10 protein-coding genes are annotated in these 12,206 nt (G+C 58.8%); 3 read left to right on the forward strand and 7 right to left on the reverse strand.

Annotation, left to right across the window (positions count from 1 at the left end):
- Positions 1 to 57: 57 nt before the first annotated feature.
- Positions 58 to 570, reverse strand: coding sequence for a PadR family transcriptional regulator (locus tag KTT_RS21135; protein ID WP_126597937.1), 513 nt, complete (start codon positions 568 to 570; stop codon positions 58 to 60).
- Positions 571 to 707: 137 nt separating this feature from the next.
- Between KTT_RS21135 and KTT_RS21140 the strand changes: the two genes are divergently transcribed.
- Positions 708 to 986 carry an antibiotic biosynthesis monooxygenase family protein gene (locus KTT_RS21140; RefSeq protein WP_126597939.1) on the forward strand — a complete coding sequence of 93 codons (279 nt, stop codon included), beginning with the start codon at positions 708 to 710 and terminating at the stop codon, positions 984 to 986.
- A 196-nt stretch (positions 987 to 1,182) separates the two neighbouring features.
- Here the strand turns inward: KTT_RS21140 and KTT_RS21145 are convergent, their stop codons facing one another.
- The 3 genes from KTT_RS21145 to KTT_RS21155 all read right to left on the reverse strand — a co-directional run bounded on the left by KTT_RS21145 (position 1,183) and on the right by KTT_RS21155 (position 3,893).
- Positions 1,183 to 1,980, reverse strand: a complete 798-nt coding sequence (locus KTT_RS21145; protein WP_126597941.1) for an alpha/beta fold hydrolase — start codon at positions 1,978 to 1,980, stop codon at positions 1,183 to 1,185.
- 21 nt (positions 1,981 to 2,001) lie between these two features.
- Positions 2,002 to 2,634, reverse strand: a complete 633-nt coding sequence (locus KTT_RS21150; protein ID WP_126597943.1) for a TetR/AcrR family transcriptional regulator — start codon at positions 2,632 to 2,634, stop codon at positions 2,002 to 2,004.
- A gap of 71 nt (positions 2,635 to 2,705) precedes the next feature.
- Positions 2,706 to 3,893, reverse strand: a complete 1,188-nt coding sequence (locus tag KTT_RS21155) for an MFS transporter (RefSeq protein WP_126597945.1) — start codon at positions 3,891 to 3,893, stop codon at positions 2,706 to 2,708.
- 546 nt (positions 3,894 to 4,439) lie between these two features.
- On the opposite strand from KTT_RS21155, the gene KTT_RS21160 reads away from it, so the two are divergent.
- Positions 4,440 to 4,970, forward strand: coding sequence for a DUF1349 domain-containing protein (locus tag KTT_RS21160; protein ID WP_126597947.1), 531 nt, complete (start codon positions 4,440 to 4,442; stop codon positions 4,968 to 4,970).
- Between the two features lie 143 nt (positions 4,971 to 5,113).
- Here KTT_RS21160 and KTT_RS21165 read toward each other — a convergent pair whose 3' ends face one another.
- From KTT_RS21165 to KTT_RS36210, 3 genes are all read right to left on the reverse strand, one after another.
- Complete coding sequence (locus KTT_RS21165) at positions 5,114 to 5,872, reverse strand: response regulator (RefSeq protein ID WP_126597949.1); 759 nt, start codon at positions 5,870 to 5,872, stop codon at positions 5,114 to 5,116.
- A 6-nt stretch (positions 5,873 to 5,878) separates the two neighbouring features.
- Positions 5,879 to 8,683 carry a PAS domain-containing protein gene (locus KTT_RS21170; RefSeq protein WP_126597951.1) on the reverse strand — a complete coding sequence of 935 codons (2,805 nt, stop codon included), beginning with the start codon at positions 8,681 to 8,683 and terminating at the stop codon, positions 5,879 to 5,881.
- Between the two features lie 467 nt (positions 8,684 to 9,150).
- Entirely contained in the window at positions 9,151 to 9,525 is a 375-nt protein-coding gene (locus KTT_RS36210) for a globin domain-containing protein (RefSeq protein WP_160146016.1), read from the reverse strand.
- A gap of 695 nt (positions 9,526 to 10,220) precedes the next feature.
- On the opposite strand from KTT_RS36210, the gene murD reads away from it, so the two are divergent.
- Positions 10,221 to 11,582 carry a UDP-N-acetylmuramoyl-L-alanine--D-glutamate ligase gene (gene murD / locus KTT_RS21180; protein WP_160146017.1) on the forward strand — a complete coding sequence of 454 codons (1,362 nt, stop codon included), beginning with the start codon at positions 10,221 to 10,223 and terminating at the stop codon, positions 11,580 to 11,582.
- The last annotated feature ends 624 nt before the right edge of the window (positions 11,583 to 12,206 follow it).

A 12,206-nucleotide genomic window follows, 5' to 3' on the forward strand; every position in this document is an offset into this window, starting at 1 on the left:
GTCGGGGCAAGCCCGAGAAGTCGGGGCAAGCTCGAGAAGTCGGGGCAAGCCCGACACCTACGACGGCAATTGTTGGAGGGTCTCTTGCAGCCAGCTCAGCTCGGCTTTCAGAAGGGCCAGGCGGTGACGCATGGCGATGTCGACCCCCTTGCCAAAGCCGTGCGCCGGAGTCGCCTCGTAGACCACGATCTGTTGATGGGTCCGCTGCAGATGCAGCTGGAGCGCCGCCCGCAGCTCCTCGTGGCTGATGTGGTCCAGAAACATCAGTCCCACGTCGAAGGGAGAGGTCATCGGATCGGCCTGCTCCAGAATCTCGCGCAGCAGCTCATTGAACTTCTGCTCGCCTGCCTCGGTTAGCGTATAGACCTTCCTGACCGGTCGATGCCCCTCCTGTTCCGTGCGCTGCTCGACATAGCCCTGTTCGCACAGCCGGTCGAGGAGCGTATAGGCCGTCGAACGCTTCATATTGATGACGCGACTCAAATTTTTCTCGATGAACTCATTAATTTGATATCCATGCTGGCTCTGGGATTTCAGCATCCCCAGCAGGAGCAGGCTTCGTTCGTCCAACTTGCTTTTTCTCCTCGTTTTTTGTATGTATATTATAGTCGAACTTGACTATATTGGTCAAAGGTTGTATATTATCCATAGATCAAATAGTCGTATCCGACTAATCGAAGTTGATTATCAAATGAGGAGAGTTTCCAATGTTTATTGCGGTCAATAAAGTCGCGGTTCCGGCTGAGCGTCAGCAGGCTATGATGCAGGGTTTCCAGCACGCCATGCCCGGCATGAAGCAGTTCAAAGGGTTCCTGGGCATGGAGCTGTGGGTGGCTGACGACAACACCATTCTGGCCATCTCGCGCTGGGAGTCCAAAGAGGCGCTGGAAGAGTACACCAACAACGACCTGTTCAAGCAGCACCATGGTGGTGGTCAGGGTGCCCCCGGCCAGGTTACTTATTACAACGGCACGGTTCTGAGCTAATCTTAATAAGTTCAGCTTTAGAGCATGCATAAAGAAAAATGACGAGAGTACGTGCGGGCGAGCATGCTGGGAGCATGCTCGCCCGCACGTACTTTAGTTTTTGTTCTTTTTACGCAATAAAATGTATCGGGGGGCGAGCTTGTCACCTACGGTCACCTCCAGAGGATACATGATCGTGTGAAGGCAACCAGTTTTTTTATACCACCTGATCTCTCGCCCGAATGCGGTGGGCGAACTCGTCCAGAGCGTGCGCGAGCCGGGTGGGTTCGTTGAACGGAAGGAGATGGGTGTTATCCAGCCAGCTGAGAGAAAGCGCTGGATACTGGTTGGCGAGTTGTTCGCCGCCAGCGTGCCAGCGCGCGTTGTTGCGCTCGGCACGCTCCTCTTTTTCCCCGGCGCTTTTCGTTGCCAGAACCAGTTCGACCGGGCAATCAAGCTGGCTATAGGCCGAAAGAAGTTGTTCGCGGCGTCTATTGAGTTCAATGGTGAGAGTTGCATACGCGTCGGGTGAGAGGCGATAGCCCATGCCAACCAGGTAGAGCAGCAATGGCCCGATGCGCATCGCTGGCGTGTTGAGCCGGCGCCTTGTATCCTCAGGATCAGTCACGAGGTTGACCGGCACTGCCCCGTCAATGAGAAACAGTCCTGCCACTCTTCCTGGATGGCTCGCCGCATACCAGACAGCCAGGTCTGCTCCCAGAGACCAGCCGACCAGGATCGGTCGATCGAGAGCCACTTTGTCCATGATGGTTTCCGCATCCGTCAGGAAGCTATCAAGGGATGTGTCGTGCGAGGTGGTGGTTTTCCCATGGTTACGAAAATCGAAGGTCACGAGCCGATACTGTCCTCCGAGCTCGCGTATCATGCGCTTCCAGGACACCTGTGTTGCCCCACCACCGTTGAAGAACAGTAGCGTCTGCCCCTGACCACTCTCACTGACCGCGAGCTGCACTTCTCCGTTTGGCACTTTGTAGTGTTTTCTCTGTGTTCTCATATGCTGGTCCCCGCCTTTCTCTCATGCAAACAGACACTGGAACAGTGCCTGCAACCCAAAGTCAAACTCGTCATCAGGATTCCATTGCGCGATCTCCGGCAACAAGGCGTGGAGCGTCGGGTAGCGCTCTGCTGGAAATTGCCGCCACACCATCGGGCCATTGGGCCCGGGTTCCAGGCCAGCCACAGACTGAGACCCTATCTCGATCCAGGTGTGCCCAACAATAAACCCGACGAGGCACTGTAACGCATAGATGGCCTGAACTCCTGTGATCTGCGCACGCTGGACCGTTGCCAGCAGACGATCCAGCATCACCAGCGTCTCTGGGGTTCGCAGTGGACTCGTCGCCACCAGAGGGAGCACGCGTGGGTGCGCGCGTAAGATGTCTCGAAACGCATGGGCAAAAGTCCACAATTCCTCGCGTGGCGTGGCATCGGGTTGCTCAGGATATGGCTCCTGGGTGATGAGCAGCTCGATGACCCCATCAAACAAGGCCCGCTTACTCTCAACGTGGTTGTAGAGCGACATCGCCTCCACCCCAAGCATTGCTCCGAGTTTGCGCATGCTAAAGCCCTCCAGCCCCTCCTGGTCGATCAACTGCAGGGCCGCCTCCAGCACCCGTTGACGTGTGAGTGTTCCACCGGGTTTCGTCATTATTTCCCTCCCTGCCCTATACTTACACTGTAAGTTTACAGTGTAAGTATAGGGCAGGGAGGGAATGTGTGTCAAGGAGTTTCTTGCGACTCGTGTGGACGCTGTGGACGTAATGCCGGGGCGCAGAGGGAGGCAAGCAGGCAGAGCATCACGACCAGGGCCAGCGCGAGGCGCAGCCCGAGGTGATCCGCGATGAAGCCGATGATGGTTGGTCCGGCCAGTAGTCCGGCGTAGCCCCAGGTGGTGACCGCTGTCAGGGTATCGCCCGACCGTGCCGCTGAGATCCGCCCGGCCGCGCTCATGACCAGCGGCAGCGGGACCGACAGTCCCACGCCGACCAGCGCCAGGCCAGGAAAGGCTGCTGGCGTCCAGGTGGACAGCAGGGCCAGCGCCAGCCCACCGGCGGCCAGCAGGCAGGCGCTACGGGCCAGCGCGACCGCGCCAATGCGCGTCGTCAGCGCATCGCCCGCCATGCGTCCCATGGCCATGCAGACCAGGAAGGTCGCGAAGCCGGCCGCCGCCAGCCCTGCGTCCGCATGCAGCGTTCCAGTCAGGTAGATGGCGCTCCAATCGAACAGCGCCCCCACGCTGAGCAGGGCGCAAAAAGCTATTGTCCCCATCCCTATCAGTGTAGGAGAGAGGCGTAGCGAGCGCTTCTTCGACGCCCCACGCACCGGAGTCATTGATGGCAGGAAGCGCGCGCCCCCGACGAATCCGACCCCGGTCACGAGTGCGATGGCCAGAAAGTGCGTCCCAGGATCTACCCGCAGGGCCGCCAGCATACTGCTGAGCAGCGCGCCGACCAGGCTTCCCACGCTGAAGCAGGCGTGGAACGAGTTCATGATCGGACGGCCATGCGCGCGCTCGACCTCGACTCCCAGCAGATTCATCCCGACATCCATTGCGCCGCTGCCCGCGCCGAACAGGATCAGTGCCAGCACCAGCAGCGGGAGCGTGGGAGCCCACGCCATCAGGGGAAGCGAGCCGGCCATAAGCAGCGCGGCCAGCGTGGTGATGATCCTGCTGTCAATGTATCGGGTGCCGCGACCGGCGGCGTTCATCGCTATCAGGCTACCCACGGTACAGCCCAGCAGGGCCAGTCCCAGCTGACCGGCGGGCAGTGCCAGTTTCATCTGGATGCCCGGCAGGCGCGCCGACAGGCTGGCCGTCATCACGCCATTCAAGAAAAAGAACGCGACCACCGCCAGCCGGACCGTGAGTAACCGCGGTCTATCTTCTCGTCGCGATAGATATTTCATATATTCATTCCTTCACTTCAGGCTTATACTACAACTGCCAGGGAATTAAGCAGGCATGCTCGCCTGAATCGTGAAGGGGAATGCCGCGAGCGTCTTATGGCCAGCGCGGGATCATCTCACGGGGGCGAGATGCCTGGCGATACACGCACGGCGCGCGGAATAGATGGGGGGAGAGAGGGTGAAAGCCATAGGAAACAATCCGACATCATCATGTCGACTTGGGGAATATGCCAGATTGGTGGCCGCTTTCCTCCCGCATAAGCTCGGCGTGATCGCTTATGCGGGTCGGGCACATGCGTTGATCATGCACTCACAAATAGTCATCGATATTCTTTCTTTTATCTGCATTGCATATTTTTCAATTGATAATGTACCAATAGATGGCTCAGCCGTCAAGAGGCATATCAATACTCCATGATGGGCTCATATAAGCGCAACAATAAAAGAGAAGACCGTAGGTTCGGGGGTAATGGTTGTCGGAATGGGCGTTGTCTTCTATACTTATGGCATATGATTTACGTTTGACGATTTAGGAGGGTAAGGCTAATGGACTGGTATAATGAGCCTCCGCGCTGGTCGGATCGCGGCGATGTGGTGATGATTCAGTCGGGTCCGGGGACGGATTTCTGGCGTGTCACGCATAATGGCGCGGTCAACGATAATGGGCATTTCTATTATCAGCGGCAGAAAGGTGATTTTCAGGCGGATGTGTGCATTAGCGGCGAGTATCGCGCGCTCTACGATCAGGCGGGCCTGATGGTGCGCCTGGATGAATCCAATTGGATTAAGTGCGGCATCGAGTTTGTGGATGGCCTGCAGCATGCCAGTGCGGTGGTGACGCGCGATTATTCCGACTGGTCGGTTGTACGCCTGGAGAATAACCCCTCCTCATTCTGGTTGCGCGTGCTGCGTCATGGGCCCACCATCGAGATCTCCTACGCGCTCGATGGCCGCAACTACCGGCTTCTGCGCCAGGCATATTTTACTCCCATCGAGACGCTGGATGTCGGCCTGATGTGCGCCTCCCCCCAGGGATCGGGTTTCTCCTGTAAATTCGAGCAATTCCGCGTCCAATAGGTTCGGACCTCGCGTCCGATTATACGTATGGGGCGGGCATGGTCGTACGCGGAGAGGAAATCGGACCTCGCGTCCGATTATACGTATGGGGCGGGCATGGTCGTACGTGGAGGGGAAATCGGACGCGAGGTCCGAACTTATGATCATGTCAGGCTCTTTTCGACGTCGGGTGGGGGGACGTAGTAGCCGACGCCGAGTTCGTTGCGCAGGAAGCGGGGTTGCGAGGGGTCGGGCTCCAGTTTGCGGCGCAGGTGGCGCATAAAGGTACGCAGGTAGGTGTTTTCGCCGCTGTAGTCGGGTCCCCAGACGCGCTGCAGCAGTTCGCGGTGCGTCAGGACCTTGCCGGCGTTGCGCGTGAGCTCGCAGAGCAGGTCATATTCGGTGGGGGTGAGGTGGACCTCGTTGCCGCCGGAGCGCACGTGGCGGTGGGCGAAGTCAACGACCAGCCCGTTGTCACCGCCGCAGCGGTAGAGCGGGCGTTGCCCCTCTTTGGCGCCGGAGTTGTTGCGCAGCCGCTCGGTCTCTTCGGCGCGCCTGAGCGCGACGCGTACGCGGGCCAGCAGTTCGTTGATGCTGAACGGTTTGGTCAGATAGTCATCGGCCCCCAGGTCCAGCGCCTTGATCTTGACCGGCTCCTCGTCGTGGGCGGAGAGCACGATCACCGGGGCCGGGCTCCATTCGCGGAAGCGGCGCAGGAAGCTCAGGCCATCCAGCGAGGGCAGGGAGAGGTCCAGCAAGACCAGGTGTGGCTGAAAGATGGCCGCCATATCGATCGCCTGCGCGCCGTCGCGCACGGCCTGGCTGTAATAGCCCCTTGCCTTGAGCTGGGCGAGTAAAAATGTGCGCATCTGGGGATCATCTTCGACGCAAAGGATGCGTATCTTTTTCTCTGTGCTTGACATCTTCTCTCACTCTCCGTTAGCGAGCGCGGTCGTTGGTGGCGTGGTATTGCGCGCGGGCCGGCGCCTCTCCTTAAAGACAGGTAGCGTGAAGGCAAAGGTCGCGCCGCATCCCGGACTGCTGCTCACCTCAAGCTGACTATCGTGTGCTTCAATAATACCACGACTGATATAGAGTCCCAGGCCCGTGGCGGGACTCCAGCGGGTCGCCTTCTGGCGGCGCGCCACCTCTGGCTGGCCCGGTCGGTCGGCCGAGGGGCGGTTGGAGGCCGCGAAGGTGCTAAATCGCGTAAAGAGGGCGCTCTGCTGCTCCTGGCTGATGCCGGGTCCATGATCAACTACGCTGATCTTGACGTATTGCGCTCGCTGCCTGGAACCCTTCTGGATTGGCTCGACCAGTAGCTGCACGGGGTCACCTTCGGGTGCGTAGCGGAAGGCGTTGCTGAGCAGATTGGTGAGCACGCTCACGATCAGCTCATAGTCCCCGTAGACGGCCGGGACCTGCTCGGGCAGCTGGATCTGCAGGCCGCTGCTGGCCGCGTTGATCAGTGCCTCCAGCCTTTCCCGCAGGTCCTCGATCATCTCGGGCAGTAGGATGGGCTCGCGTGCCAGCCGCAGGGCGCCGGCCTCGACGCGCGAGGCATCCAGGAAGTGATTGATCATGCCCACCAGGCGATCGACCTGCTGGTCGGCGGTCTGCAGGTAATCAAGCTGCGCCTCGGGTGTCCAGTGCAGGTCGGGTGCCAGCAGCGCGCTCAGGTGGGCGCGGATATTGGCCAGCGGCGTCTTCAGCTCGTGGGCCATCGTGGTAAAGAAGTCCTCGCGCACGCGCTCTAACAGCTTGACACGACTGATATCCTGCAGCACCAGGATGGCGCTCTCGATGCCACCATCTAGCGCGCGCAGGGGCGCGGCATTGACCAGCAGGTAGAGCGCCTGCCCATCGTTGGTCTGCAGATGCAGTTCGGCCTCGCTGCTCTCTCCCTGCAGCAGCGCGATCGCCAGCGGCTGCTCATCGTAGGGGACCAGCGTGCCGGAGGGACCCAGCAGGGGGAGCGCCCGCAGCAGCCGCTCGCAGTCCTGATTGAGGGTACGTTGCAGGGCTTCGTCGAGGTCTTCGGCCGGCGGCAGCGGCGCTCCCAGCCGCAGCAGCAGTTCAACGGCCTGGCGATTGATGACCGAGATGTGTTTGTTTTCCGCCGCCACCAGGATGACCCCGCTGGGTAGGCGTTCGAGCAGCACCTGCATGCGCGCGCTGGTAATGGCCTGCGCCTCCTGGGCCTCCTGCAGCGCCTGGTTGCGTTGATTAAGCTCGGCGGTGCGCATGACCACCTCGGCCTCGATGCGCTCACGGTCGGCCACCTGCTCGGTGATATCGTGGTAGATTACGATAAAGGCGAAGATATCACCCAGCTCATCGCGGATCGGCGTATATGATATCTGCAGGGTATAGGCGCGACCGTTGGCGCTAGTCAGCTTGACCTCATCGGTCGTCCCGGACAGGGCGCGCTGCTCCAGATCCTTGATGACGTGTTCTGGATGCCAGGGGATCTGCAGCCAGTTCACGCGGTCGCGCCCAAAGGCCTCCTGCAGGCTCTGACCGACTACGTTCTCGCTCCATCCCAGCAGGTCGCGCGCCGCCTGGTTGACGTCGGCGATGCGCCAACGTGGATCAAAGATGATCACTCCATCCGGCATGGCCTGCATGATATTATCTTTCTGGCGCACGGTGCGGCTGGCGGTGCGGGCCAGGCGATCGACGCGGCGGAAGACGCGCGCGTTCTGGATGGCCAGGGCCGCCTGCTGGGCGAACTGTTCGAGCAGTGCCACCTCCTCGGCGGGAAAGCCACGGGCGCGCAGATGGTAGACCTCGATGGTCCCGAAGACGACGCGCTCCGCGTTTTCCACCTGTCCGGGTGTGAGCGGATCGTCGGCGTGCGGCTCGAAGATAGGGACGCATAGCACGGAGCCGGGCCGGTGCGGCTCTCCCTGGTGATTAAGGTAGGGAAAGACGTAGTGGGGCGCCGTGCTGGTATTGGTAATGATGCGTGTGCGATGCTCACGCGCCACCGTTGCCAGCAGGATGTTCTCGTCTATCCGCGCCTGCCAGTGCTGTGAAACCGCGTGCAGACCCAGCTGGGCTACCACGCGCGCCGTCTGGGGTCCATCGCTTTTTTCAAGCTGACTCTCTTCCAGATCAGCCAGGCGTGGCTCGATGGCTGGCACCGAATTGTCGCGCAGGATGATGGCGCAGCGCTTCGAGCCAAAGGTCTCCTGCAGCACGTTCAGGATGCGTTCCAGCACCAGGGGGAGGGAGGCCGGACCCGCCAGGGCCGACGAGATGGCGTGGACCGCCTGGATATGGAGCCGGGCACGTACCGCCTCGGTAATATCCTCCAACATAACCCGTAGGTGCCGGGTTTGCCCCGGCTTGGAGCCGAAGGCGACCCCATTCCCGGGCGCCCCGGCTTGCCCCGGCTTGTCGGTCGCCGTGTAACTCTCGATGGTGATGCGCCAGTAGGTGCGGCCCCGAATCTCCAGGAAGCCCTCAAAGGGTACCTCCGCCAGCTCGACACGTTCCCCGCCGCTCGCCACCTGCCGCAGCAGTGGCAGCAGCGCCGCGTTAATCGTCTCCGGCAAGAGTTCGCTGGCGCTGCGCCCAACGACCTCCTGTTGTCGCAAGAGGGCGACCAGCAACGACCGCAGGTAGGGATTTACGTAACGAATGCGAAAGTCACTGCCGTCCAGCAGGGCGACCCCCACCGATAGGGTATCCAGGGTATATTCGAGTTGTGTTCCATATTCAGGGTCCATTTTCGCCTGTTTCTATTGCTTCTATGACTGGCTATAAATGGTAGAGTGCTCTATATATTATATAAACAATTTATCTTCAAATTGTCCACCGCTTTTGTTATCTAAAGCTATTATACATCGTTTTTAAACGGCTGTCGCCGTATATCGTGTATCGGTGTATTCTCCAAACGTGGCAATGCTCGTAGATTCGGCCCTTGCGGCCGATTTTCCTTCCCCATTCAACCATGCCCCTTAAACACACCAATGTTTTTCGTATTTAACGGACATCTCGTACCTGGAGAGGAAATCGGCCGCAAGGGCCGAACCTACGATGGGGCGTTTTCATGCGTCGAGGGGAAATCGGCCGCAAGGGCCGAACCTACGAGGCATTCCGTGTTTCTTTTCGCTGTATCTCCTGGCAAAAAAATGACATACACCCGTTCGCTCTCTGACCCGAGAACGTCATTGTGGAACTATAAGTAAACTGATCAGTTGAGCTTTTGCGTGCCTTCGATCATCTGATTACTGATCAGCTCAAAAGCGTTGCTCCAGGCATCCTGCATGGCCGGGGTGAATTGGGAACCGAGATATTCGTGAAACGTCTCTAACAGAACGCCCCCAACCAGTGGATAGTGTTCTGGTGCGGCACCATAATGGCTGTGGCGTTTCCCCAGAGTGTTCAAGGTTGGAACCAGGCTGTCGCCTCGCTCTACACCTGCCACGACAACTGCCAGTGTAGCCATAAGCGAACTTTCTTGCCTGCGCATATCGGTCTGCGCGAAGAGGTGCTTTGTTTGAGGATAGTATGAAAAGAGGCGCTCATAAAAGCTATGCGCGAACTCCTCTTTGCGGGGGGCAATCATGTTGAAGCTTTCCTTTAAAAGCGCGATGTTCATTTCAAGTACCTTCCTGTCAAGATGTAAGCTAAGAAAACCATTAACTGTAAGCTCTGTAATTACGCGATAGACAGAATCTTCTGGCTTGTGTAGGAGTAGCGAAATACGCTCCGTGTCGCGCAGGCCATCTGACAACCAGAAGACCTGACGATATATACGCTGCCATGAGGAGGCCCATGGCGATGTATACACAGTTGTGCTGAGAGCATACGTCGTTCGTCGAGGTATAGGTTTGAGCTGAGGCAAACTTCCCCCCTTCCACTTTTGTAAAATGAACAATATTTCATGTTTTAATGCAATCTTTATAAGACGGCACTGCTTTATAAGCATATATAAATATTAACATGTAAATATAGTAAGAGGGTATATTTTTCACCAGATAGTACTGTAAGCATTCAAGCTGATAGCTATTCAGATTTCCAGGAAACATGCCAGGGCAAGCAGAACATGTGCTGCCGCCTCGTATTGTACGACGGTGTGTCTTCCAAAAAAGGAATCTCTGTATGTGTTGGGCGCGTTTTTTGTTGCGGGTCCTCCTTTGGACATCTGGATGGCACGTCGTGTCATGCGGGTTTGTGTCGGAGGATAAATTCTGCTATCATGCGGTGGAAGCATTTAGCGGCATCTGCGCGCTTCAAAACTGTGGAATTGAGGTCTTCGTTATGATGGATTTGCGTGGGAAACGAGTTCTGGTTATGGGACTGGGACTGCAGGGATCGGGGATGGCGTCGGCGCGCTACGCGGCCCAGCAGGGGGCGATCGTGCGCGTGACGGATATGAAGTCGCCGGAGGTGCTGGCTCCAAGCGTACAGGCGCTGTCTGGTCTGCCGATCGAGTTTATCCTGGGTGAGCACCGGGAAGAGGATTTTCGCTGGGCCGAGATCGTCATTCGCAATCCAGGGGTGCCCTGGACGTCTCCCTATATCCGCCTGGCGCAGGAGCATGGCGCGCGCATCGAGATGGAGATCGCGCTCTTCCTGCTGGCCTGTCCGGGTCGCGTGATCGGCATCACGGGAACGCGTGGCAAGACCACCACAGCCAGCCTGATCTACGATATTCTGCGGGCCAGCGGTGCGCCCACCCTGATCGGCGGCAACGTCGCTGGCGTCGAGACGCTGTCCCTGCTGCCACAGATCACTCCCGAGACGCTGGTGGTGCTGGAGCTTTCGAGCTGGCAACTGGAGGGGCTGGCCCCCCACAAGATCAGCCCGCAGGTCGCGGTGATGACCAATGTCTATCCTGACCACCTCAATACCTACAGAGGTATGGAAGACTATGCCGAGGCCAAGGCCAATATATTTCGCCATCAGAAGTCCGGGGACCTGGCTATCTTCAACTATGATAATCCCTGGACGCGCCGCTTCGGTGAGGAGGCGCCGGGCCAGATCTGGTTCACCAGCCTGGAGCGCGGCGGCAGCTTCGCCCGCCATAGCGAGCAGGTCGAGCCATTCCGCTTCCGCGACACTCCCATGGCCGGTCGCCACAACCTGGAGAACATCCTGTTGGCCACCACCACCGCCCGCCTGCTTGGCGTCCCCGACGACGTTATCGCCGAGACCGTCCGGCGTTTCCAGGGCGTGCCGCACCGCCTGGAAGAGGTGCGCGAGCGTAACGGGGTACGCTACATCAACGACAGCGCCAGCACCTCACCGGTGGCGGGCCAGGTGGCCCTGGAGGCTTTTGACGCCCCGCTCGTCCTGGTCGCCGGCGGCAACACCAAGCACCTGCCGCTAGATCAATGGCCCGAGCGCATCGTCCAGCGCTGCCGCGATGTTGTCTTGCTGGCCGGCAGCGGCACCGACGAACTGCTGCCCGCCATCCAACAGGAGGTGCAGAAGCAGGGAGTCGCCGACCCCGTGCGCGGCGTCTTCACCGATTACAGGGAGGCGCTCGCCGCCGCCGTCGAGCTTACCCGACCCGGAGACGTCCTCCTCTTTTCCCCCGGCTTCACCAGCTTCGGCATGTTCCTCAACGAATTCGATCGCGGCGACAAATTCGTCGCCTTCGTCCGCGCCCTCCCATAAAATCGGGCCTATGATATTGAAGAAAAGAAAAAGGGAGACACCGTGTTGGCAGAACACGAAAACGTTCCCGTAGGCGGCATAGGATTGCGGCCGGTGTATCGCTGTTCCTGTTTTGGAACCGCAGCAATCGGGCCTTGTGCATGCCGCACCCGTTCACGTACGATATCGTCCCCAAAAAACGAGAAAAGTGGTCGCATAACCATGCAGAAGCCAACGGGTCGTACGCCAACAGGGCGGCATGCACAAGGAACGATTGCTGCATTTCGTGTATCAGCGTATAGGAAAGGCCGCAATCCTATGCCGCCTACGAGGATATATTTCCGTGTTCTGGCAAACGATTTTTCTCCCTTCTCATTTCGTTAAAGGTTTACATTCCTTTTTTAAGGGGCGTTTACTCCCCATTGTCCCTCGCCGCTCGAAAATGCTCCCCCAATATAAAACGGGGAGGTGCAGGAGGGGCGTCAAGCCCCTCCTGCCGGGGGTGTGGGGCGAGCATGCTGGGAGCATGCTCAAGTCCCCCACCAATTCCTCTCCCCCTTCCCCGCCGCAGGCGGGGATACATCGTGATGGGTAGTCACTTCGATATGGGAAAATTCGTGAATAATTATGCGCGCCATATTTGCG

The sequence above is a fragment of the Dictyobacter aurantiacus genome (assembly GCF_003967515.1).
Taxonomy (GTDB): Bacteria; Chloroflexota; Ktedonobacteria; order Ktedonobacterales; family Ktedonobacteraceae; genus Dictyobacter; species Dictyobacter aurantiacus.